Here is a 23,570-nt window from a genome sequence, read left to right on the forward strand (position 1 = left end):
TATCGCTATATAAGGTTTTTGGATGCGTATTTGGGGTAAGTTTTTTGGTTTCACCATAGGTTATATGTTTGGGCGACTCCCTGGAGGCCTGATAGGTCTCTGGTTAGGTCATCTATTGGATAAAAAAAGTGCTCAGTTGAGTGGCATCATAGGCAAAGGTGCCAATAGGCAGGCGCTTTTCTTGAATACGACATTTGCTGTGATGGGCCATGTAGCGAAAGCATCGGGCCAAGTGACTGAGAATGATATTCGCATTGCGACCATGCTGATGGATCAGATGCACCTCAAAGGTGAGGCAAGACAGGGTGCTCAGAAGGCATTTAGCGAAGGTAAGGCCAGTGATTTTGATATCAAGGCCTGTTTAAAAACCTTTAGAATTATCTCCATGGGGCGCAAAGAATTATTGCAGATGTTTCTTGAGATCCAGATCCAGACGGCACTGTCCGACGGCGAGCTTGATCCTAAAGAACACGCAATCTTACTGACTATAGCCCAGGAGCTAGGTTATAGCCGTACTCAGTTAGACGAGTTGCTTAAGCGCTGGCAGGCCGAGTTTAACTTCCATAAAGGAGGCAATGACAGTCAGACGAGTATCGAAGATGCTTATGATCTCTTAGGCATGGCCGAATCATCATCGGACCAAGAGGTAAAACGTGCCTATCGCAAGCTGATGAACGAACATCACCCGGACAAATTAGTTGCGAAAGGCCTGCCTGAAGAGATGATGGAGCTGGCTAATCGTAAGGCGCAAGATATACAACTTGCCTACGATCGGGTTAAATCAGACCGAGGCATGCGTTAGTATTGCTCTGAGTTTGCTGAGTATTGTCTGCGATAGAATGACAGTGAGCTGAGATACAAATATGCTTAGTTTCTACTTCGGCTGCCTATGCATGTTTATCTGAGTGATAACTCACTTTTGTAATGACGGTCAGAACATATTGAATATCTGTTTATATCATGTGGTAAGGACAGGTCAATGCTGGGGTAAGCTAACTTTACTAACTTTACTAACTGACATTTTCTATCAAGAATAGCGCGAAGGAGTGATGATGAAGATAGTTGTACTGGATGCCTATACCCTAAATCCAGGTGATCTTAGCTGGCAGGCCATAGAGAAGTTTGGTGACTTAAGCTGTTATGACAGAAGCGATCCCGAGCAAGTGCTTTTCCGGGCAAAGGATGCAGAGGTCTTGTTTACTAACAAGACCATCATAGATAAGAACACGCTGACTCTATTACCTAAGCTGAAGTATATAGGCGTTTTGGCCACAGGAACCAATGTTGTCGATCTGGATGCAGCAACAAATCAAGGCATAGTTGTCACTAATGTGCCTGCTTATGGCCCGGATGCGGTGGCTCAGATGGTCTTCGCCCATATTTTGCATCATAGCCAAAGAATCGCTATTCATCATGAGGCTGTGGTGAACGGCGTCTGGTCTGACTGTGAAGATTTTTGTTTCACCTTGTCTCCATTGCAGTCTCTAAAAGGTAAGACTATCGGCTTGATGGGTTATGGCGCCATAGGTCAGCGGGTTGCCAATATAGCTCTGGCCTTCGGTATGAAGGTTATGGTTAACACCCGCAGCCAGTTAACAGAACTTCCCGTCGGTATTGAGTGGAGTGAACTTGAAGCGCTGATCTCCACTGTGGATATTCTTTCGCTACACTGCCCGTTAACTGAAGCTAGCCATAAGATCATTAACAGCAGAACCCTTAAGCAGATGCGTACCAGTGCCATCTTAATCAATACTGCTCGAGGTGGGTTAATCGATGAAGCCGCTTTAAAGCAAGCCTTGGCCGATGGTGAGATCGCGGCTGCTGGCGTCGATGTGCTATCGACCGAGCCTCCCGAGAAAACGAATCCACTGCTCAGTGCTAAGAATATCAGTATCAGCCCCCATAACTCATGGGCTACTATCGAGGCGAGACAAAATCTACTCGATATAGCCAGTCGAAATTTGGAATGTTTTGTATCCGAAACCAACAAGCTTGATGGTAAATTCCAAAATCAGGTAAATTAAATGAGGACTCATTAACGGGCCACTAATCACTAGGCCCTAATCGCTTATAAATACCTTTTATCTAGTCATCAGAGCCCTTTCTCTTCTCTCTTTTCTTCGGGCTTCTCACTCGACTACACCTGAATCACGACCTAGTTAAATTTTGCAAATGTTCTGACAAGGTAAACCTTTCTTGTTAATGGCCTAGTCACAGTCAGTTTGGATACCATAAACTGCTGGCAAAATTTTTAATTACTACGTTTTATAATGCCATAGACTGGATTGCCGTAATTGAGCTACAAGAACCCATCTGTAGTTCTCTAATTAGGCCACTAAAATGGGTTGCTAAATTATGTCTATGGGGATTAGCTGAGTTAATTAATGAGTGCTCTGACTCTGCCGGTGACAGAGTTGTAATTAATGACTATATCAGCGTCTTGATATCCCTGTGTATCACCTAAGGTTCTGAGTACATAAGTACATTGGCTCTGAGCATCGGGATTAGTCTCGGCCTTGTGTCGATAGGCTTGAAAATCACTGCCGTTGTCGATCTCCGCGAGAGAAATACTGGGTGGGTCTGTGAGTAGGGTATTCCACAGTGAGACGCAGCCCTGCTTTCCTCTACCGATATTATTAGGTGCTCCCATTGGGTTTCTCTTGTCTATACCTATGGGATAACCTTGGCTGTTTATATCTAGCACTCCGCCGGCAAAACCCGCTAGATCGTTCATAGCCCCACTGCCACCGGTAATTTGCCATTTGGTGTGTGCGAAGGTTAACGATTGCTTAAAAGAAGCGGCTAGAGTTTTTACGCTGGCAATTTCACCATCTCTGCGAAAGTCGACAAACTTAACGTTGGCAACAAGGGCTAAAATACCTAAGACTATGATCACTACTAGCAATTCTATCAGGGTAAAACCTAGCTCTTTATTTTGATTTTTCATTACAACTTAAACATGTTTACAACTTAAGCGGATTTTACCTCAACTGAATTAACTTAAAAATCATTAATTGTGTAAATTATTGGCTTCATTAAGGTCTATACATTTTATGGTCTGTGGTGTCTTGTCCATTGCTATTTACCTTAGGTGATCTCACCACGGCTGCTTGTTTATCTTCTGTATGTAAATTAGCCAGTTCAGGGTAAATAAGTTATGTTTAATCTAACACTCTTAAAAATAGATGAGTCGCCGACAAGCGTAATGATGGAACAACTAGAGTTTTTTGAGATCCCAAGCCCCTGTATCGGTGTGTGTCAAACCGATGCCAGAGGTTACTGCAAAGGCTGTTTACGTAGCAGAGGCGAGCGATTTAATTGGCTCGAGTTTTCTGATGCTAAGAAAACGGATGTGATCCGTTTGTGTAGGCAGAGAATACGTCGCAGAAAACTCACCATTCTTAAGGCCAAAAAAGCTCAACTGCTACAGGATAGGGCGGCTATTAATCCGCTGTTAGATTTTCAGGCCAGCGAAGAGATAGAAACTAATTTATCCCTCGATGATTTTTCCCTAGAGTGATAACTCGTCTCTATTAATTTGTTTTTGATGACGTTATTACCGGCCAATGTAAGGTAAAACAAGTAAAGCCATCTCTACTCTCGAGTGTCACCTTACCCTTATGCCTATCCATGATGCGTCTGATGATTGCTAACCCTAACCCGTGGCCCTTGTTGCCATTTTGAACCGATTGACTACGATAGAAAGGTTCAAAAATCTTGCTCTGATCTTCCATTGGAATACCTTGGCCATCATCGGTTATAGATAAGGAGATATCTTGTTGGTTCTGCTTAACCGCAACCTCTATAGACTGTCGACCGAAACGCTGAGCATTAGTGATCAAGTTCTGTATCGCTCGCTCAATCAGCATGGGATCCCCCGAGATGTAGACTGGATTTACCGATTGCTTGAACGTGATTGGTGCACTTATGCTAGAAGAGAGTTTTTCGATAGTGTGCTTGGCTATGGCCTCAAGGTCACAATGTTCAAATTGAACATTGTTCTGTTTAGACTCTAGACTTGCATAGGTTAATAGCTCTTGCAGCAGTTTTTCCATCTCTTTGACATCTTGCTGCATCTCATCAATAAATTCATCTCTGCGCTTTGGATCTGAATCGGGTCGACAATATTGCGGCATTAATGCCAGAGCGAACTTTAATCTGGCCAGTGGAGTGCGGATCTCGTGGGAAACGGCATTGGATAGATGCTTGTGATTTTCTATCAGTGTTCTTATCTGCTGTGACATCTCATTAAATGTCACGGCTAATGGTAATACCTGAGAACGTTTAGAAAGCTCTATCTGTGTGTCCCATTTGGCTTGACCAAATTCTTGGGTGGCACTCTTTAGGGTCTTGAGATCTCTCGATAATGGCCAGACCCATATCAGGGAAACGAAGGCCAGTGACAGATAGAAGAAGAGGGTAAATAAGCCTCTTAACCTGGCTCTGGGATCGATCTCTATGGGGCCTGCGATTAGGACTTGTTGACCAACTTTGATGAAATGAAGTTCGTGGTCATCACCCTGAGATGCGATGAGTAACTTGTCAGAAGTTAACTCGCTTTCAGGCGATAGCGCTATCTGACTGGCGTCGACTAACTTTAGTGGATAGTCGGGATTGTGATTGAGTTGACCTAAGTATTTTTCACGCTCTTGTTGGGGGATTTTTTCCAGTAGCTGAGCCAATGCAACCAGTGGTGCATCCATAGCACCACTGTCTTCGACACTTTTCTGCCAAATACTATCGAGTGTCCAGCCTATACCTAAGAAACTAAGGCTTACAAGTAGATACAGGCTGATGAATAGTCGTTTCAATTTTTAGTTCCGAAAAATTAGCCAGTCCAAGCTTCTGGGGCAAACAAGTAGCCTTGACCCCAAACTGTCTTGATCCTAAATGGAGTCTCAATATTATCCCCTAATTTCTTTCTTAAGCGTGAAATTCGGACATCTATTTTCCTATCTTTACCATCAAAATCTATGTTGAGAAGATATTGATAGATGTATTGACGGCTCAATACTTGGCCAGCTTGAGAAGCCAGCAGCCATAATAGTTCGAATTCATGGCTAGTCAAATCGACCTCGATATCGCCTAAGCGGATAGCTTGGGAATGAGGGTCTATACTGAGTTTACCAAAGCTTAAGCAGTGAGATTCAACTTTTGGCGGCTTAGCGGTGCGGCGCAATAGATTGTTAATCCGTGCGATGAGCAGAGCCGGGTCCACAGGCTTAACCACATAGTCATCGGCACCAAGCTCTAAGCCTTTGATCTGATCTTCGCTAGAGCCTAGTGCACTCATCAGCAAGATGGGTCCGGCAAAGTAATCGGGTAGCTTCTCGCATAAGGTTAGGCCATCCATACCCGGTAACATGATATCCAGAAGTATGATATCGGGTTTGTAGTTGATCAATCGGGTTAATACTGTATCTCCCCGGCGTTCAATTTCAACGTGCATTCCATGCGACTTCAAATAATCTACAATTAAATTAGCAAGGCGAATATCATCCTCTACTAGTAATACTCTATGGGTAGATTGGGACTCTGTCATTAGAATAAACTCCATGGGTTGCGGTAGCGTCGTCGCACTTTTGGCTCAGCGGCCGGTATGACTTTGAGTTTGACTCCAGCTAGTGTTTGGTGTGTTTCTTTATCAATCATCACAAATTGAATATCGTCAGTAGCACTGATTTCCAATGTTAATGAGTGAGTATCCGCTGACTCGGCGCACCACTTTGCCATCTCTTTGTAGTCAGACAAAATACAGATGGGTCTTAACAATTTATTTTCCCACTTCAGCTCTAAGGTGAGCTCACATGCATCTTTATCTGCAGATGTGATGCAAAACTCAGGGGAAATTGTGAGTACGGCACCTAAATCTTCTTCTGCGGCAACGACAAAGCCACTCATCAATGAGAGTGTGAGCATTCCAAAGGGGAACAATCTAAATAATGTTACTAATACCTGATTCAACACGCTCATTAAAACCTATAGGCTGTGCCGACAAAAAAGGTACTGCTGTAATCTTCATTAAGCAGGGGACTGGCAACTATTTCATCGGCGATTTTTGTGTACCTTGCTAGAAAAAGCAGATCCCAATGTTTGGTTAATACATAATGGCTGGTAAATTCTAAGCCCGTGTTAATGGCCGATTTGGCCTTGTAATGTTCATTCCAGTACGCACTCTCAGAGGGCCTGATACCGTAATAGTAGTCAACGACCTCTTTACTCTTCCAATCAAACACTAAAGCAAACTGAAATTTCCATTCCTCTATGGCAAGGTTATAGAACCATTTTAATTTGGCTTCAGTACCTTGATGAACATTGAGTAAATCGTGAGTCAGGGATAGGTTGAGTATCCCAGCTCGGGTGTATATATAGGCTTCGATTCCGCCAAGGTAGGTAAATTGGCGGGTGGCGAGTTCATCGATATCAGGGACTCTTCGATCTTCCCCCATCACAGTTGGCTGAGCCATAGTTGAGAAAGAACTCGACTCGAATTTGTTGTTCTGTGTAAGAAATATGTTAGAGGGATCCCAGCGATGAAAGAAGGCGCTGTCGGTACTGAAACTCGTGGTTAGATTTATGGTGTATTTTTCATCTTCGACTAATGTATAGTCGATATTACCATTGTCGAAGTACCAATCATCGCCGTAATAAGCGAAAGTCGGTGCTAAGTAAATAGGTATGTCATCATAATCTTTAAGAGGATTGCTGCGAGAGCCGTAACCGAGTGCCAGTCCTATATCCCACCTACCAGTTTCGATACACTCGTATTCGCTTTCGCAGGAGTCGACAGTATCGGCCCATGAAGAAACAGGAAAGAAAATACAAGTTAGTAGGAATGCGTTTAAGGTTTTCATCTTGCTCGTTTATATACTCATCACAGAATTAACATATTGAGTAACAGAGTATCACCTGTCATAGCTTTAGGTAGGTTTTTCACTTCATTTGATGCAAAGTGATACAGTCAGGGGGCTATTGTTTCTTCTGTTCGCCTCTTGTGTTTAATCTTGGTGGCGGGTCGGTGTTTAAGTGTTGTAATTATGTCTCTGCTTTGTGTTTTCTCTCATTTTTAAGCTTAGTGCCTAGGCTGTTTGCATAGCTGGAGTAATTGAATTTGTTGCTCATTTAAGCCGGTATCTCTAGGCAAGGCTAATCCGACAGTTCTCTTAAGCTCAATATCCTGAAGTCGTCTAAAGGTAATATTTCTCTGTTCAAGTAGAGCGGGAAGAGCCGGCACTAAGGCGATCCCCAGACCCGCGGCGACTAAGCCAACCGCGTATTCAACTGTCTGAATTCTAGCTCTGACCTGTACTTGAATGCCCTCTAAATCCATCAATTGCTGCAGACTCGACAGCGCCTCACAGGGAGCACGGTGAATAAAGGCTTGTTGATCTAAATCTTGTAGGCGGATCTGTGTCTGTAAACTCAAACTGAATGAAGAAGGGATGGCCAACAGGTAGTCATCATGCCAGATAGGATAAAAATCTTCCTTGGTGGTTAGATCTCTGGTGGTAATGATCCTCGCCTCGGCATCTTCATTGGCTTCGACAAGTGTTAACTCCATATCGACACAGGCATTAGTAAAGTCTTTTAGCAGCCCGCTCATCCTATGGACCCCTAAGGAGCGTATTAATCCGAGTCTAAAGGGGGTCTGCTCTTGAGCTTGTTTGAACAGAGATTCGATGGCTTGAGATTCATTGAGCAGTTTCTGTGCCAGGGGATAAAGCCTAAGTCCCGACTCTGTTGGGCTGACTCCTTTGCCATGGCGATGGAAGAGTTGGGTATCTAAACGGGCTTCTAATTGCGATATCGCGGCTGAGATAGAGGGCTGGGCGACAAAACATTTTTTAGCCGCACCACTGATGCTAGCTTTCTCTACCACGGCGACAAAATAACTGAGCGATCTTAGATTCAAGTTAACCTCTAGGTCAGATATAGGCATTACCTATAGATGCTAAAGAAAAAGAATATTTCTCCTAATGGTTAATTATGCCTATGCTAGGAAAATTAGGGAATGGTTATTTTGTAGACATTAATACCCATTTTCGCTATTCAGTAACAAACCAAAGGACAACATCATGGCAAGAGTGCATTTCGATTGGACCGATCCCCTGCAGTTTAACGCCTTACTCTCGGAAGAGGAGCGCATGATCCGCGACAGTGTTCACGATTATGCTCAAGACAAACTCATGCCCAGGGTATTGATGGCCAACAGAAATGAGCATTTCGATCGGGAGATCATGAATGAGTTAGGTGAGCTGGGTTTGCTGGGAGCCACCTTGCCTGAAAAATATGCCTGTTCCAATATCAATTATGTTAGCTATGGCCTAGTGGCTCGTGAGATAGAGCGAGTCGACAGTGGTTATCGTTCTGCCATGAGTGTGCAGTCCTCATTAGTCATGCATCCTATCTATGCCTACGGTACTGAAGCGCAGAGGCTAAAGTATTTACCTAAACTAGCAAAGGGTGAATGGATTGGTTGTTTTGGTTTGACTGAGCCAGATGTTGGATCCGATCCCGGTGGCATGAGGACCCGCGCCGAACGTATCGATGGCGGCTATCGCCTCAATGGTGCCAAGATGTGGATCACGAATTCACCCATTGCCGATGTGTTTATTGTCTGGGGTAAGCTGGAAGGAAAAATTCGAGGCTTCATCTTGGAAAAAGGCATGAAGGGTTTGAGCGCGCCTAAAATAGAGGGCAAATTTTCCCTTAGAGCCTCCATCACAGGCGAAATAGTCATGGATAATGTCGAAGTGCCTGAGTCTGCGTTATTGCCTAATGTTGAGGGCTTGAAGGGCCCCTTTGGTTGCTTGAACAAGGCGCGCTACGGCATAGCTTGGGGAGCGCTGGGTGCCGCTGAGTTCTGTTGGCATGCAGCCCGTCAATATACCTTAGATAGGATTCAGTTTAATCGCCCCTTGGCGGCCAATCAGTTAATTCAGAAGAAACTGGCGGATATGCAGACTGAGATCACCTTAGGCTTATTTACCTGCTTACAGGCGGGGCGTTTGATGGATCAAGATGCCCTACCGGTAGAAGCTATCTCTCTGATAAAGCGCAACTCCTGTGGCAAGGCGCTGGATATCGCCCGTATGGCTCGAGATATGCACGGTGGTAATGGTATATCAGATGAGTTTCATGTCATTCGCCACGTCATGAATCTGGAGGCGGTGAATACCTACGAGGGCACTCACGACATACATGCACTTATCTTAGGTCGAGCTCAGACAGGTATTCAGGCATTTGGATAAGTAGCAGTAACAAGGAGCCTAAGGCTCCTTTTTTGTCTCTGGTATCAAATAGGTAAGCATTATGGAAGATAGAGCCCTAGTATTGGATCGCCGTTTTCTCGAGCGAGTACAGAAGCAGGAATTTAGCGATATCGGAGAAGGTTGGGATCATACCAGCATAGGTTTAACCGACAGCGATTTCATCGGCATGTTCGAGTCCCAGCTGAAAAGCCGTTTATTGGATCTTGAATCCAGGCAAATGAAGGGCCGTAATCAGGGGTTCTATACCATAGGCAGTTCGGGTCATGAGGGAAACGCCGCCTACGGACTGGCTTTTAAACCTACTGATATGGCGTTTCTGCATTACCGCAGCTGTGCCTTCATGTTGGAGCGAGGTCGACAGGTTCCGGGTGAAACCTTGTTATACGATATCTTGCTGTCATTTGCAGCATCCAGTGACGATCCTACTTCGGGCGGCCGCCATAAGGTGCTTGGCAGTAAGCGTCTCAACATTCCGCCGCAAACCTCGACCATAGCTTCTCACCTTCCCAAATCCGTTGGGGCAGCCTTGAGTATTCCGTTAACCGAACGTCTGTCATTAGCAGCAAAAATGCCGGCAGACAGTGTCGTTCTGTGCAACTTCGGCGATGCCTCGGCCAATCATGCCAGTGCCCTGAGTGCGATAAACTCGGCTTGCTGGGCCGCGTATCAACAAGTACCCATGCCTCTGGTCTTTATCTGTGAAGATAATGGTATTGGCATATCCACACCGACTCCCAAGGGCTGGATCTCGGCTAATTTCAGCCAGAGACCTGGACTTAAGTATTTCTATTGCGATGGTAGAGACATTCTCGATTGTTACAAGGTCAGTAAGGCGGCGGCCGACTTTGCTCGTATGCATCGAAAACCTGTATTTTTACATGTTCGCACCGTTCGCCTGATGGGCCATGCTGGCAGTGATGCCGAGATAGCTTATATGAAGAAACAGCAGATTTTTTATAATGAATCTCAAGATCCCTTGTTGGTCACGGCGCAGCAACTCATTGAAGCAGGAGTGATGACTAGCGAGCAGATAGTCTCTCTTTATCTCAGCCTCAAGACGCGTATTCAGGCCATTTCGCGTATCGTGGTGACAAAGCCAAAACTCAGAGATGTGACGCAGGCTAAGGCTGCGATTGTTCCACCTAAACTTAACTCTAGACTAGAAGATGTACCTTACTTGGACGAGGAGCGCAGAAGTGTCTTGTTGAAGGCGGATAAACAATCTCTGCTCAAGCCTCTGCACATGGGCAAGATGATCAATCTGGCGTTGACTGACTTGATGGCCAGATACAGGAATATCGTGGTGTGCGGCGAGGATGTGGGCAAGAAAGGTGGCGTGTATCATGTGACTTCACGTCTGGTTGAGCGTTTCAGCCCTAACCGAGTGATCAATACCTTGTTGGATGAAACCTCTATCTTGGGTCTGGCCATCGGCTTAGCTCATAACGGAATCTTGCCGATCCCTGAGATCCAATTTTTGGCCTATGTGCACAATGCCGAAGACCAGATAAGAGGCGAGGCGGCGACCTTACCTTTCTTCTCCGATGGCCAATTTACCAATCCTATGGTGATCCGTATTGCGGGCCTGGCCTATCAGAAAGGCTTCGGAGGCCATTTTCATAACGACAACTCTTTCGCCGTGTTCCGGGATATACCCGGACTCATCATCGCCTGCCCGTCAAACGGTCACGATGCGGTTGAGATGCTAAGGGAGTGCGTCCGCTTAGCCCGGGAAGAGCAGAGGCTAGTGATCTTCCTCGAACCCATAGCCCTGTATATGACCAAAGATCTGCACGATAAAGGCGATGGCCTCTGGTCCAGTTATTATCTGCCGGAGCAAGAGGCTAACCCAGTCCCATTAGGGGTAATAGCTCAGCATGGGGAGGGGAGAGAGCTGTGCATTATCAGCTATGCCAATGGTTACTACCTGAGTCGTCAGGCGGAGAAGTTATTATCGGCAAACGGTCTTAAGGTGCGTGTACTGGACATACGTTGGCTGGCGCCGCTGAATTTAGAGGCTATCATCGACAGTGCCAAAGAGTGCCACCATATCTTGATTGTCGATGAATGTAGAAAAACCGGCTCCATCAGTGAGGCGCTAATCTCAGGTTTCCATGAGGCGTTAGGCAATGAATGCCCACCACTGGCTAGATTGACAGCCGAGGATTGCTTTATTCCACTGGCCGATGCGGCAACCTTACCCCTACCGAGCACAGATACCATAGTCGAGGCGGCTCTGGCCTTGATTGGTAGAGAGCTTAATCATCAGTTGCTCAAAGAGGCCCTGTAACATGACTATCAATATAGAAAAACAAGTGGCGGCAAATGAGCACGGCGAACAGCTGGTTCATAAGCCTAGAGAAAGAGTCCTTGTGGTTGCACCTGGCCGAGGCTGCTATAACAAGGATGAACTGGGATATCTGCAAGCTTTTCACTCCGATAAACAGGGGTTTATTGCGGGTATAGATAAATACCGAGAGGAATTAAAGCAGGTGGGGATAGCTAAAATAGATGGCGCGGCTAAATACTCTTTCAAACAACATACGCCAGGAGAAAACGCATCAGCCCTCATCTATGCCTGCTCAGTATGTGACTTTATGGATATAGATACCGAGCGCTATGAGGTGGTTGCAGTAACTGGCAATTCCATGGGCTGGTATATTGCTATGGCCTGCGCAGGCGCCCTGGATGCCGATTCCGCCATCGATGTTATCAATACCATGGGTTCCATGATGCAAGATGGCTTAATTGGTGGGCAACTCATTTATCCAGAGATAGATGCACAGTGGAGGCGGGACAGTGACATATCCGCTCTTATCGACAGGGTAATCGAGACCATCTGTGATGAAGAGGGATGTGAGCTCTTTACCTCTATTTATCTTGGAGGCTATCGGGTGCTTGCGGGAAATGAATCTGGACTGAAACGAGCCGAGGAGATGCTGCCCCAGGTGGATGAACGTTATCCTATGCGTTTATATAATCATGGTGCGTTTCATTCTCCCTTGTTGGAGCAAGTGTCAGAGAAAGGCCTTGCCTCTCTGGGGGAGTTTCTGTTTTCTAAGCCCCAAATTCCCCTGATCGATGGAGAAGGCAGGATTTGGACTCCCTATGGCACTGATTGTTCAAAATTGAGGCAATACACTTTAGGGGATCAAGTCACCAAGCCCTATGATTTTACCAAGGCTGTGCAGGTGGCGGTGAAAGAGTTTGCCCCGGATAAGGTTATCGTGCTTGGTCCTGGTAACACCTTAGGCGGCCCCACAGCCCAGGCGCTAATCGATATCAACTGGTTTGATTGGACCAGTAAAGCAGAGTTTTCGTCTGCTCAGCAAATATCACCTAAGATGCTAGCCATGGGCAATGAGGAACAACGTAGCCAAGTATTAGTTAAGCGTTAGCCTAGAGACCGTCATGATTTAGTATCCGCTATCATTTTAAGATGGGATAGAAACTAAGAGTGTTAATGAACAAAGGATGGCATAGTGTTTTGTATGTAAATTAATGAGGCGAGTACATGCAGATACAAGCAGCTAAGGTAATCGAGATTCGTCATAGCGACACTGATGACATCATAGCGATTAAGAATATTTATGCTCAGCCTTCGTGTTATAGCGGAACCTTGCAGCATCCTTTTCCCTCTTTGCAGCGTTGGCAGAAGCGGCTGAGTGAGCTTCCGGAAAACTTTCACAGTCTGGTGGCTATCATAGATGGAGTGGTGGCGGGACAGATCGGCATGGAAGTGATGACGAATCCAAGACGTAAACATGTCGCCAACATAGGGATGGCGGTAGATGAGAAGTTTCAGGGCTTAGGAGTCGGAGATACTATGGTTAAAGCCATGGTAGATCTAGCGCATAATTGGCTTGCGATAAGAAGAATTGAGCTTGAAGTCTATACCGATAATCATGCTGCCATCGTACTTTATAAGCGTAATGGCTTCATCATAGAGGGAGAAGCCAGAGATTACGCTTTTAGAGATGGCGAATATGTGGATGCGTTTATCATGGCTAACGTTAAAGAGTCATAATACTTTACTGTTTATAAAGGTGAGTGCAGTCTCGTTTAGCACTTGCTTAGACACATAGCTGGTGCCACCTGGATGTTTAATGAGGAAGCCTCTATCTGTGTTAACTATCTCTGAGACATCACTCCACAATATCTGGCTCTTAACGTAGAAGGACTGGCTGCTGACCCCAAGTTCATCTAAGGTTAAGGTCACTTCATTTCCGGCCGCTTTACTCATCATCTGTCGCCATAACCACCATGTCTTCTTAAACTTCACATTAGCCCATTCCAATACTCCTAACCCGATAACGAAGAAGGATGCATAGGTATTCATGACTGTGATCAGTAAGGCTATGCCGACGAAAAAGAAGCCTATGGCTTTGGTGTAGGCGCGCCATGAGCTGTCTATAGTGACTGATTCGTCGAAGCATTCACTAAAATGGGCCTTATCTAAACTATATTGAGTCGTGTAGCTGAAAGCGGAGTTCATGGGGGTAAGCTTTTATCAAATTTAGCCAGAGTTTAACGTATATCAAGGTAAATCTCTTGGCCTATCTGTGGTGATACTAATATCTGCGGCTAGACTTAATGTCATTAATCTCTTTTCGGTGAGTGAAAGATGTCATGTGTTCCTAAAGGTTATAAGAGTTACAAGTCGAGTGACATTTATACAATAGCTTCTATCCCCGAAGCACTCGCCCAGCCACATTTTACTAAGGCTGGGATCTACGAACAGATCCATGTGTTACAGGGGGAGGTGAAGTTTTATGGTTACCAAGGTAAACATTTGCAAGCAGAAAAAGAGGTGTTAATTAAAGCCGATGAAACGGCGATATCTCATCCTAATTATTGGCATAAAATTGAACCTCTGACATATGATACTCAATTTGAAGTGACCTTCTATGCTAAGCCCAAGTTATTGTAACTTCCTGCCCATTGTTAGCTTGTATGGGTCTAACGAGTCTAAAATTAAGATATGCCATTTATTGTATCTTTACATTTATTGTCTGTTCACTTCATGGTTAACCACTTGAAATTGATGTAGCTTGTGTGAACATCAAGTTTTAATGACGCTTAAACAGAGGTGTTCTATGGCTCAAATTCCAAGTGATTTTGTTAATTACAAATCAACACAAGTCTTTACCCTCGAGAATGTTCCTAAAATGTTCCTTCATTCACATAATACTAAAGCCGGCGTGTATGGACAGATCAAGGTTATTAGCGGCGAGTTGATGTTTTATGGCTTTAGATCGCGACGAGGTGAAGTTGAGCAGACTCTGGTTATTCCCGCCGGAGGCATTGCAGTGTCTCCTCCTGAGTATTGGCATAAGGTGGAGTTTCTTACTGATGAGACCTCTTTTAGAGTCGATTTCTTTGCTAGAAAAGACTCGTCGATAGTGAAAGAGAAACAATCGGAACGGGCTTAATATGACATTCAGACCCTGAATTAATCCTGCTGTCGTGAGTCTCAAATGAGAGGGATATCCAGATGAAACTTCCAGTTAACAAATCTTAACATGACATTTACATTGATAGAGGGTACATTGGGAATTCATCGATAATGGATTAAGGAGAAGATATGTTGATGGGTAGCATAGCCGAACTTTTCTTCTGGTTTTTCTGGGATTTATTACTTTCCTTTGCCTTATACACAACAGGTGCTCTGGTATTAAGAGTCGTGTCGTTTGGGCGAATTCAGAAGCCTCTTTTCGCTCCAAGCGTGTTTAGCAATGAAAAAAGATTAGCGAGAAATGATTTTTTCTCGGCCTATATCTCAGGTTTTTTCTTCTATTTGGTTTTGTTGGCATTAGTGATCTGGGTCAAGTGATGCTAGATCACTGATAAACTGAGTGAATTTTACTTTTATAGCCGTTAGGCTGCTGATAAAAGGTGTTTCTTTTAAATGCATCTTCTGTCCCCCGCTTTGTCAGTCAAGCAGTCAGTCAACAAGTCAGCTTCAACAAGGTTCGATCACAGTCTGGATATTAGAGGTCAATAAGTAAAATTCCCGTTCAATTCGTGGGATCGCCACTTCTCCTTTCCGCCAACATCTACTTAAGGGTAGCAAAGGCTGCTCGCTAGATTTTGTGAACCTTGGGATATTATTCAGGACTAAGTTATGTGCGAGACCTAAGATAACTTAGTCCTGATTGCTATCGGCTAGATTTACATGCCGAAGCTGTATTCTTGTTGTTCTGGGTATGGCTCATTTTCATGTTTAAATCTGATTGTCGCTAAGGCTTGGCTATACTGATGTAGCATATACAAACTGTAATCAATTCTTTGTTTAAGGTCACTTTCTAACTGGCTTTCTTCTTGTGTCACTTCATCAGCACTATTGAGCACTTGGGTCACATTTCGAATGATTAAGTGATCGGGTATAGCCACTAACTTGTTATTTTTCATCGCATTCATTCTGAGTTCTGCAATGGGGTAGGCGCCGCTGATCCCACTGACTACAGAGACTAACAGTGCCGGTTTATGGGCTGTGTCTTTGTTATCACACATAAGTAGGAAATTTTTGAGTAGTGGTGAGGCCATTCCTCCCCATTCAGGAGTGATTAAAATTAATGCATCAGCTTTTCTGATCTTGTGAGCAATCATGGTCCAGGGGCTGGCTTCGGCATATTTACTTTTATGATCGCCATCCCAAAAAGGCAGGTCGTAACGGCAAAGCTCTATATGATTCACTTCTTTAAATTCTGAAGAATGTTTAGCTAAGTAATTGGCAACTTTGACACTTTGTGAGCCTGTTCTCTGGCTGCTACTGACGATGAGTAAATTCATTTAGTAAATCTTTTAATTTATTAAGTTTTTTGGTAATTTAAATGCTTTAAATAGTCTTGTAAAGACTAAAGTACATTAAAATATTTACATAATGTCTGGATCGGTAATAATGTCTAGGTGAATTTAGGTGTAGAGAGGCATCATGAAAACCAGCGAAAAAATCATTCATCTACTCAAGGCTCAGGGTCCCCTCACGGCTAAATTTTTAGCCGGTGAATTATCTCTGACAACCATGGGTGTGCGTCAGCATATGCAAGGTCTAGAGGATGATGGATACGTGATCTTTGAAGATAAAAAGGCGGCTCGTGGTCGGCCTACTCGGTTTTGGTCCCTGACGTCTAAGAGTAATAGTCACTTTTCTGATCGTCATGAAGAGCTCTCGGTTCAGTTGATAGATTCTGTTATCACAGTATTTGGCGATACTGGATTAGAAAAGTTAATTAAACACAGAGAACAAACTTCACTGATATTTTATCAACAGAGTATGTTAGGTAAAACCAGTCTTATCGATAAGCTCAATACCTTAGCCGATCTGAGAAGCCGTGAAGGGTATATGGCGACCGTAGTCGAAGATGACTCATGTTTTTGGTTAATGGAAAATCATTGTCCAATTTGCGCAGCTGCCAGCAAGTGTCTTAACTTCTGCCGCTCTGAACTTAACTTGTTTCAAACGATCTTAAGCCCAGAGGCTAGCGTCAGCCGTGAAGAACATATTATCGAAGGCGCTAGGCGCTGCGCCTATAGGGTGACTCCTTTATCTGCTGCTCAGCCTTCGGCTCAATCGTAAATGGAATCCAAACGCGCCAGACTAGACAGGTTCCTTAGCAGTGAGCTTAAGATCAAGCGTAAAGATATACGCTTGATGCTCGCGCAGAATAGGGTCAGAGTCGATGGCATAGTGGCCAAAGACATACAGCAGCTGGTGGATGAGTTTTCCCACGTGTCTGTCGATGACGCAGTGCTTAAGAATAATCGCCCTAGTTACGTGATGCTCAATAAACCTGTGGGTGTGGTTAGCGCGACCAAGGATGATAAACACAAGACAGTGATCGACCTTTTAGATCATCCAGCTAAATCTGAACTACATATTGTAGGTAGGCTCGATTTGAACACCTCAGGACTCATGCTATTGACCAACGATGGTCGTTGGTCCAGAAAGCTGATGTCTCCCGAATCTAAAGTCGAGAAACGTTATCGAGTGACACTGCAAAACCCACTGTCGACAGAGTATATTGATGCTTTCGCCAAGGGCTTCTACTTTGAATTTGAAGATATTACCACTCAGGCGGCTAAGCTGGAGATTATCAGTGAACATATTGCTGAAGTGACCTTGACCGAAGGTAAATATCATCAGATAAAACGTATGTTTGGCCGGTTTCGCAATCCTGTTATCGGGCTACATCGTTACTCGGTTGGGGAGCTATTATTAGATCCTGACCTAGATGAGGGAGGCAGTCGAGAGCTCAGTGTCGAAGAGGTGAACGATATATTTGGCTAGACTTGACGCTAAATTCAAATATTTCTATATTTTTTATCACTAGAAAAAGCGATTACTTCTTTTGGGTTGCCGGTCACACTCTTTTTTTATTTGGGCGATAGATCGCTTAAGTGGTGTTTTGTAAGCTGGTAAGTTAGTTAATCATTAGCTTAAATGCGTCATAAGTGTGACGTGTATCGCTATTGCTGGCTTTTTGTGATTTAGGTCTTTCTGGTGCCGTTTGTTGACTGGTACTTATCTAGCTGAAAAGTGCTATCGAATTGAAATCAATAGGGTTAGTCATTTCATTGATGAAACTCACTCTTGAATATTATTGTTACGGTTTTACCTTATCCTCATGAATAACATAGGTTATATTGCTCGGCCATAATAATTGTGCCGAGTCGTTTTCAAGTGGATATTAGTTAGAACACAGATTTCCCTTGTTTGATATGAACTAGCCCATCCTCTAAAATGCGCCGCTTAAATTCAAATTCAAATTAAATTTCATTTACGATGGTAACTAATTGTTGGCGTCGTAATTGTTGGAACACTCCGTAGGGGAACTCGATGTCGACAAAACTAGCTAATCCAGCACCTTTAGGCCTGATGGGTTTTGGTATGACCACCATCTTACTAAATATCCATAATGCAGGTTTCTTCCCAATAGATTCTATGATCTTGGCTATGGGGATTTTCTATGGTGGTATCGCTCAGGTTATCGCTGGGATCATGTGTTTCAAACGTGGTGATAGCTTCGGCACAACTTCGTTTACCTCTTTTGGTATGTTCTGGTTATCTTTAGTTGGCTTGTTAATTTTACCTAAGATGGGCCTAGCTGCTCCGACACCGGCCAAATTTATGGCCTGTTACCTATTACTTTGGGGTGTCTTTACTGCCTTTATGTTTGTTGGTTCACTGCGTTATCCTAAAGCCAAGCAGGTGGTATTTGGTTCTCTGACCATCTTATTCGTTTTACTTGCAGCGAAAGATTTTACCGGAAGTGCTCTGATAGGTACTATCGCTGGCTTCGAAGGCATCTTCTGTGGTGCGAGTGCTATCTATTTCGCTATGGCTCAGCTGCTTAATGCCGAGTATGGCCGCACTATTTTACCAGTAGGTGAAGTCAAGAAAAGCTAGGTAGACGCCTAGTATTGACTAAGAGCTAGGAGGAACCCCTTGAGTTCCCTCTAGCCTCTATAGATTGTATTTTTAGAAGTACATAGTAAAAAATAAAAGGGGCCTAAGCCCCTTTTATTGTTAATCTGCTCAGCCTCTCAGCCTCTCAGCCTCTCAGCCTCTCAGCCTCTCAGCTACTTATTAGCTTCTCTGTAGTTTCAATAACCACTTGCCATACAGGTAGATACCCACGGCGGAAATACTTCCTATGGCAGCTATGATATACCAAGCCATGCCGATATTATGGGTATTGTAGAGTAGAGTCGTTAGCTCTTGAGCTGGCTCCCCTGTGTAGGCTACTAGTGTGGTAAAGGCTTCACCCTGTGGGATAGCACTCACATCACTGGCGCTCATGCCACGATCTTTGAGAAGGTCTAAGGAGAAGATCTCTTTGGATGCATACATCTCATAGAGTTTAGGGCCAAAGAAACCTTCCAGTGTCCAGCCTATGCCTTGGGGCAACATGACAAAACCTAGATACATAGCCTTCTTGCCTTCCGGTGCGATATTACCCATAAACTCACCTTTTTTGGGACTAATCATCATCTCACCAAAGGAGAACATGGCGATGGCAAACACCATCACCCAGGCTGCGTTAGAGGCACCGATAAATACGAAAGCTAAGATACTCAGCAAACAACCTGCCAGCATAGCCGTGGTGATACGATATTTAGCCGTAAGGGCTGCAACTAGGAAACATGAGGTCATAATCATGCCCGCATTGAGGTTGAGCATGCCTTCTGGCATGACCCTAGTCCCGGTGTTATCCAGTCCAAGCCAGAATTGCAATGTTCCGTTTGATGTCCCTTCCGGGCCAAATAATGAGGTCACGATAACACTAGTATCGACCCACTCGGAAATATGGATTGGCAACACATCAAACAGTGAGTTAAATAGGAACCAGAAAGCTGCAAATACTAGCATGTAGTAGATAACGATTGGCTTTTTCAGCTCATGCCAGGCATCTTTCCAGAGCACTTCTTGATGTATCTCACCGGCTTTAATCTTACGGTTACGCTCTAAGCGCTCCTCTTTGCCCGGCTCTTTGTAGGCCAGCAGAAAAAGAAAGTTAAAGGAGATGATGGCTGCACAGGCGTAGAACACATTATCCCAAGATAGTTGGCGCATATGTACGGCAACCAGAGGTCCTAAGAAGCCGCCAATATTGACTACCTGGTAGAATATTCCCCAGGCCATAGACGTATTTTGCCGGCCAGTTGAGAGGACCAAGGTCCCCTGGATCCCAGGCTTAAATATCCCAGTACCGGCGGCGAGTAATATGGCACCGAAGAGGAAACCATAAAAACTAGGGAAGAAGGCCATCACTAAATAACCGCAAATTTTGACTATGGTTGATGCAAAAATGGTTTCCTTATAGCCGACTCTGTCTGAAATACCGCCGGTAAATACCGGGACAAAGGTCTGCATCATGGCCCAAATTCCGATAATCACACCATAGTCGCTGAGGCTGATCCCTAGGCCGCCTTCAGAGACTGGTGCTTTTGCATAAAGACCCGCACTGGCCTTAACACCATAATAGGCAATACGTTCAACGAGCTCCATGCCGCCGACTATCCAGAAAATATAACTTAAGCTGGCGATGGAGGCCCACATGCCCAGCTGTTTCACTTCCCGCAGATCATTGTCTGCATAAGCATCTTTGGAATTGCTCATCTTCTTCCTTCAAATATTATAATTATTAGTTTGTTATTTAGTCTGATTGCAACTAATGATGTGTCTATGTTGTTTTTTATGTTTTAAACGCACATCTTGACTGTTTTTAAGTTGTTCGCTTGTGATAGTAATGGACACTCTACCTAATTTACTGCAAAACACCAAAACCAATCGAGTTCACTTCGAAAAAACAGGCCTGCTCTGGGGGGCCTTTTGTTAACCCAAGCTGCAGTTTTTTGATACGACTGATTTTTTTCTCACCTGAGTGAGAAGACAAACAAATATTTTAGGTGGGGTGCAGTTATTTGGGTGGAATATGGCTTGCTATTAACTTTGGCTTGTTATCGATAAGCAGATCTGGGGTCATATGAGTCTGAGACTGTAATTTGTTATTAATGCTTCATTAGGTTTTTTGAGCCGACTCGTCGCTGAAGTGGATAACCTTAAATAGCTCAACCTCTATCTTCTCTGACCAATAGTCCTCGGGCCAGCCTCCCTTAACTTTTAGGGCATCGATAAAGGATTTTGGGTTAGAGAACTGCTCCCAGACCTGGGGAAGAAATACGGCTTTTAACCCCTCCTCTTTAAGCACTAAGCCATAGTGATCTCGCGCTAAGTATTCTTCGAGCTGAGCCTGGCTTCTAACGCTTAAGGGGGAAAGAGGCGAGAGCAGAGATATCTCTATCGAGATTCGACCTAGCTGGGACTCAAGTAAAGGTGAGAAGCGCCGATCGTAGAAGGCGCTGCTGGTGGCCAGATCTGGGATGCTTTTAGCCAGAGGGCGCTCACCTTCGATGCATCCCATACAGCCTTTGAGCTCACCATCGAGTGTCAGGGTAACGAAACAGCCCAGCTTCAATTCGATAACGGCTTTATCGGCGGACCTATGATGGAAAGTGTCGGGGTGATTGGTCGACGGTTCTGAGTTGAAGGCGTCAACTAAGGTGCTACGAGCCAGAGCGAGCAAGTGACATTTCTCGGGCTGGGTTAAATTAACTGACGGTAAAGCTGGCATAGCCGACCACTCGTTTTTTGTCAGCCCCATAACTAGCGGCGCAGTCACCCGAATTTCGATAACTCAACTGAGTGATATCGAGATTATGGCGTATTAGCTGGAGGGAAAGCGCATTGAGTGAGCGACACCCGCAGGCTTGCTCGGAAGATATGTCACTGTTATTGGCTAGTATTTTCTGGCAAGTGTCTTGGTCTAATCGTTTAGCTTCATCGTAGGGATGAAAATGGCTTAGATCTGAGCTGATGACAATCAAGGTTTCGTCTCCACCCCAGACTAAATTTAGCAGACTGGCCATAGGTTCAGGGGCTATTTCGCCCACTAGAATAGGGAGGAGCTCAAATTCATCCAGGCAATGCTGCAAGAAGGGCAGCTCGACTTCCAGACTGTGCTCCTCTTTATGGGGAATGTTGGAGATGGTGACGGCATCATCTGCAGCCAATTTTGCAGCGCCCGCCCTGTCTATGGGCAAATCTCCTAGAGGTGTGCAGAAATGGCTACTTTCGGGTAAGGCGCAGCCTTGCAGGTAAACTGTATGAGCGGGACCCAGTAAAACCACACGTTTAATCTTATGTTTATACCTCTGGATGTGAAAGAAGCCATAAGCCGCCACTAGCCCTGAATAAATATAGCCCGCATGGGGCACGATAATCGCCTTAGGCGCCTTGTTGGACACTTGGAGATGCTGCGCCTGCACTGCCTGATCCATATAGCTGGTTAGCTCAGTGGATAGCGTTATAGGGTCTGCCGGATAAAACAGGCCGGCAACGGCGGGAGGGCGAATAGAACTTAGCATCTGATACCTAGCCCAAGCTTTTTAAACTAGGCTTTAAGTATAGGCCAAGGTGGACACATGCTGATGATGTCTAAATCAGGTACAGGAACAGGTGAAACTAATGCGGTAGAAGCGAGTACGGTAGACACTAAGTACTGGCATAAGCTGGACGACGCTAGGGTGCAGTGTGATTTATGCCCTAGACATTGCCAGCTGCGTGAGGGTAAGCGTGGGGTCTGTTTCGTGCGGCAAAACATAGATAATGAGATAAAGCTCACCAGCTATGGTCGCTCCAGCGGTTTCTGTATCGATCCAATCGAGAAGAAACCTCTGAATCATTTCTATCCCGGCAGTTCAGTGCTGTCATTTGGCACCGCAGGCTGCAACCTCTGTTGTAAATTTTGCCAAAATTGGGACATAAGTAAGTCTCGTGAATTCGATACCTTAGGCTCGACAGCCAGCCCGGAATCTTTGGCGGCCACGGCTAAGCGCATGGGCTGCAGGAGCATAGCTTTCACCTATAACGACCCTGTTATCTTCCTCGAATATGCCATAGATGTGGCCCAAGCTTGTCATGAGCAGGGGATCAACTCGGTGGCGGTGACAGCTGGTTATATCTGCCCCGAGCCCAGAGTCGAGTTTTATCGCTATATGGACGCCGCCAATGTGGATCTGAAAGGTTTTACTCAAGACTTCTATCACAAGATCTGTAGCGGCAATCTCAGCGATGTACTGGATACCTTGCTCTATCTTAAGCATGAGACTCAGGTATGGTTCGAGATAACCACACTCTTGATCCCAGATGAAAACGACTCAGTCAAAGAACTGGAGCAAGAAACCAAATGGATAGCCGATAACTTAGGCCATGATGTGCCACTGCATTTCAGTGCCTTTCATCCCGACTTCCATATGTTGGATAAGCCCAGAACCCCAGTTTCGACGCTGTTGCGGGCCAGAGAAATAGCTCTGGATCAGGGGCTTAACTATGTCTATACCGGCAATATTCATGACACTGATGGCGGCAGCAGTTACTGCCCGTCATGTCATAAACTAGTCATCAATCGAGACTGGTATGAATTAGGTGAGTATCACCTCAATCACAGTGGTAAGTGCCAATATTGCGGTACCCAAATACCGGGACGTTTCGATGGCCCCTGCGAGCATTTCGGCAGGAATAGAATTCCGATTTCGATAGGTTAACGAGAAGATACGGGTTACGAGCAAGCTGTAAGTGGTAAGTGGTAAGTGGTAAGTAAAAGCTATGTAATGGTTAGCTTTAGGCATAAAAAAAGGTGACCAAACGGCCACCTTATTATTACTCTGTCTTAAGCTTAACACTTACAGCTCGCAGGCCATAAATGTTCCCGACATTGATTGGCATTTCCTCCA

Annotated in this window: 25 protein-coding genes; 14 read left to right on the top strand and 11 right to left on the bottom strand. The window is 44.9% G+C overall.

Annotation, left to right across the window (positions count from 1 at the left end; all coding sequences use genetic code 11):
* The first annotated feature begins 22 nt into the window (after window positions 1-22).
* Together djlA and SVI_RS03800 are read left to right on the top strand one after the other, a co-directional pair.
* A complete protein-coding gene (gene djlA / locus SVI_RS03795) occupies window positions 23-802 on the top strand; it encodes a co-chaperone DjlA (RefSeq protein ID WP_013050085.1) in 780 nt (259 codons plus the stop codon).
* Between the two features lie 250 nt (window positions 803-1,052).
* Window positions 1,053-2,024 (top strand): D-2-hydroxyacid dehydrogenase, encoded by a 972-nt coding sequence (locus tag SVI_RS03800; RefSeq protein ID WP_041419655.1) that lies wholly within the window; start codon window positions 1,053-1,055, stop codon window positions 2,022-2,024.
* Between the two features lie 353 nt (window positions 2,025-2,377).
* Here SVI_RS03800 and SVI_RS03805 read toward each other — a convergent pair whose 3' ends face one another.
* On the bottom strand, window positions 2,378-2,947 hold the full coding sequence (locus SVI_RS03805; RefSeq protein ID WP_013050087.1) for a type II secretion system protein: 570 nt from the start codon (window positions 2,945-2,947) through the stop codon (window positions 2,378-2,380).
* A gap of 261 nt (window positions 2,948-3,208) precedes the next feature.
* Here SVI_RS03805 and SVI_RS03810 point away from each other — a divergent pair, with 261 nt between their 5' ends.
* On the top strand, window positions 3,209-3,520 hold the full coding sequence (locus SVI_RS03810) for a DUF1289 domain-containing protein (protein WP_041419656.1): 312 nt from the start codon (window positions 3,209-3,211) through the stop codon (window positions 3,518-3,520).
* Window positions 3,521-3,533: 13 nt separating this feature from the next.
* Here SVI_RS03810 and SVI_RS03815 read toward each other — a convergent pair whose 3' ends face one another.
* From SVI_RS03815 to SVI_RS03835, 5 genes are all read right to left on the bottom strand, one after another.
* On the bottom strand, window positions 3,534-4,811 hold the full coding sequence (locus SVI_RS03815) for an ATP-binding protein (RefSeq protein ID WP_013050089.1): 1,278 nt from the start codon (window positions 4,809-4,811) through the stop codon (window positions 3,534-3,536).
* Between the two features lie 17 nt (window positions 4,812-4,828).
* Window positions 4,829-5,542 carry a response regulator gene (locus tag SVI_RS03820; RefSeq protein WP_013050090.1) on the bottom strand — a complete coding sequence of 238 codons (714 nt, stop codon included), beginning with the start codon at window positions 5,540-5,542 and terminating at the stop codon, window positions 4,829-4,831.
* Window positions 5,542-5,919, bottom strand: a complete 378-nt coding sequence (locus SVI_RS03825; RefSeq protein WP_041420203.1) for a DUF3019 domain-containing protein — start codon at window positions 5,917-5,919, stop codon at window positions 5,542-5,544. Before SVI_RS03825 ends, SVI_RS03820 begins: the two co-directional genes overlap by 1 nt.
* A gap of 53 nt (window positions 5,920-5,972) precedes the next feature.
* A complete protein-coding gene (locus SVI_RS03830) occupies window positions 5,973-6,854 on the bottom strand; it encodes a MipA/OmpV family protein (RefSeq protein WP_013050092.1) in 882 nt (293 codons plus the stop codon).
* 218 nt (window positions 6,855-7,072) lie between these two features.
* Window positions 7,073-7,912 (bottom strand): LysR family transcriptional regulator, encoded by an 840-nt coding sequence (locus tag SVI_RS03835; protein ID WP_013050093.1) that lies wholly within the window; start codon window positions 7,910-7,912, stop codon window positions 7,073-7,075.
* A 163-nt stretch (window positions 7,913-8,075) separates the two neighbouring features.
* On the opposite strand from SVI_RS03835, the gene SVI_RS03840 reads away from it, so the two are divergent.
* The 4 genes from SVI_RS03840 (at window position 8,076) to SVI_RS03855 (ending at window position 13,299) form a co-directional block, all read left to right on the top strand.
* A complete protein-coding gene (locus SVI_RS03840) occupies window positions 8,076-9,251 on the top strand; it encodes an acyl-CoA dehydrogenase (RefSeq protein ID WP_013050094.1) in 1,176 nt (391 codons plus the stop codon).
* 61 nt (window positions 9,252-9,312) lie between these two features.
* Window positions 9,313-11,562 (top strand): dehydrogenase E1 component subunit alpha/beta, encoded by a 2,250-nt coding sequence (locus SVI_RS03845; RefSeq protein ID WP_041419657.1) that lies wholly within the window; start codon window positions 9,313-9,315, stop codon window positions 11,560-11,562.
* A gap of 1 nt (window position 11,563) precedes the next feature.
* Window positions 11,564-12,670, top strand: a complete 1,107-nt coding sequence (locus SVI_RS03850) for an ACP S-malonyltransferase (protein WP_049791028.1) — start codon at window positions 11,564-11,566, stop codon at window positions 12,668-12,670.
* A 116-nt stretch (window positions 12,671-12,786) separates the two neighbouring features.
* A complete protein-coding gene (locus SVI_RS03855; RefSeq protein WP_013050097.1) occupies window positions 12,787-13,299 on the top strand; it encodes a GNAT family N-acetyltransferase in 513 nt (170 codons plus the stop codon).
* On the opposite strand, the gene SVI_RS03860 is transcribed toward SVI_RS03855, so the two are convergent.
* Window positions 13,294-13,767, bottom strand: coding sequence for a hypothetical protein (locus SVI_RS03860; protein ID WP_013050098.1), 474 nt, complete (start codon window positions 13,765-13,767; stop codon window positions 13,294-13,296). The genes SVI_RS03855 and SVI_RS03860 overlap by 6 nt on opposite strands.
* Before the next feature lie 129 nt (window positions 13,768-13,896).
* On the opposite strand from SVI_RS03860, the gene SVI_RS03865 reads away from it, so the two are divergent.
* The 3 genes from SVI_RS03865 to SVI_RS03875 all read left to right on the top strand — a co-directional run bounded on the left by SVI_RS03865 (window position 13,897) and on the right by SVI_RS03875 (window position 15,105).
* Window positions 13,897-14,202, top strand: coding sequence for a DUF1971 domain-containing protein (locus SVI_RS03865; protein ID WP_013050099.1), 306 nt, complete (start codon window positions 13,897-13,899; stop codon window positions 14,200-14,202).
* A 166-nt stretch (window positions 14,203-14,368) separates the two neighbouring features.
* On the top strand, window positions 14,369-14,704 hold the full coding sequence (locus SVI_RS03870; protein WP_013050100.1) for a DUF1971 domain-containing protein: 336 nt from the start codon (window positions 14,369-14,371) through the stop codon (window positions 14,702-14,704).
* Between the two features lie 152 nt (window positions 14,705-14,856).
* Window positions 14,857-15,105 (top strand): hypothetical protein, encoded by a 249-nt coding sequence (locus SVI_RS03875; protein ID WP_013050101.1) that lies wholly within the window; start codon window positions 14,857-14,859, stop codon window positions 15,103-15,105.
* Window positions 15,106-15,443: 338 nt separating this feature from the next.
* Here SVI_RS03875 and SVI_RS03880 read toward each other — a convergent pair whose 3' ends face one another.
* Window positions 15,444-16,064 (bottom strand): NADPH-dependent FMN reductase, encoded by a 621-nt coding sequence (locus SVI_RS03880; protein ID WP_013050102.1) that lies wholly within the window; start codon window positions 16,062-16,064, stop codon window positions 15,444-15,446.
* Between the two features lie 142 nt (window positions 16,065-16,206).
* On the opposite strand from SVI_RS03880, the gene SVI_RS03885 reads away from it, so the two are divergent.
* The 3 genes from SVI_RS03885 to SVI_RS03895 all read left to right on the top strand — a co-directional run bounded on the left by SVI_RS03885 (window position 16,207) and on the right by SVI_RS03895 (window position 18,681).
* On the top strand, window positions 16,207-16,851 hold the full coding sequence (locus tag SVI_RS03885; RefSeq protein WP_013050103.1) for a helix-turn-helix transcriptional regulator: 645 nt from the start codon (window positions 16,207-16,209) through the stop codon (window positions 16,849-16,851).
* Window positions 16,852-17,562, top strand: a complete 711-nt coding sequence (locus SVI_RS03890; RefSeq protein ID WP_013050104.1) for a pseudouridine synthase — start codon at window positions 16,852-16,854, stop codon at window positions 17,560-17,562.
* A 549-nt stretch (window positions 17,563-18,111) separates the two neighbouring features.
* Window positions 18,112-18,681, top strand: a complete 570-nt coding sequence (locus tag SVI_RS03895) for an acetate uptake transporter (RefSeq protein WP_013050105.1) — start codon at window positions 18,112-18,114, stop codon at window positions 18,679-18,681.
* A gap of 180 nt (window positions 18,682-18,861) precedes the next feature.
* Here SVI_RS03895 and SVI_RS03900 read toward each other — a convergent pair whose 3' ends face one another.
* From SVI_RS03900 to amrB, 3 genes are all read right to left on the bottom strand, one after another.
* Window positions 18,862-20,394 (bottom strand): MFS transporter, encoded by a 1,533-nt coding sequence (locus tag SVI_RS03900; RefSeq protein WP_013050106.1) that lies wholly within the window; start codon window positions 20,392-20,394, stop codon window positions 18,862-18,864.
* A 403-nt stretch (window positions 20,395-20,797) separates the two neighbouring features.
* Window positions 20,798-21,409, bottom strand: coding sequence for an AmmeMemoRadiSam system protein A (amrA, locus tag SVI_RS03905; RefSeq protein WP_013050108.1), 612 nt, complete (start codon window positions 21,407-21,409; stop codon window positions 20,798-20,800).
* A complete protein-coding gene (gene amrB / locus SVI_RS03910) occupies window positions 21,387-22,202 on the bottom strand; it encodes an AmmeMemoRadiSam system protein B (RefSeq protein ID WP_013050109.1) in 816 nt (271 codons plus the stop codon). The genes amrA and amrB overlap by 23 nt, the downstream gene beginning before the upstream one ends.
* 66 nt (window positions 22,203-22,268) lie before the next feature.
* On the opposite strand from amrB, the gene amrS reads away from it, so the two are divergent.
* Window positions 22,269-23,381, top strand: coding sequence for an AmmeMemoRadiSam system radical SAM enzyme (gene amrS, locus SVI_RS03915; RefSeq protein ID WP_013050110.1), 1,113 nt, complete (start codon window positions 22,269-22,271; stop codon window positions 23,379-23,381).
* Window positions 23,382-23,570: the final 189 nt, after the last annotated feature.

Origin of the sequence: Shewanella violacea DSS12, from assembly GCF_000091325.1 — a bacterium.
Lineage (GTDB): Bacteria > Pseudomonadota > Gammaproteobacteria > Enterobacterales > Shewanellaceae > Shewanella > Shewanella violacea.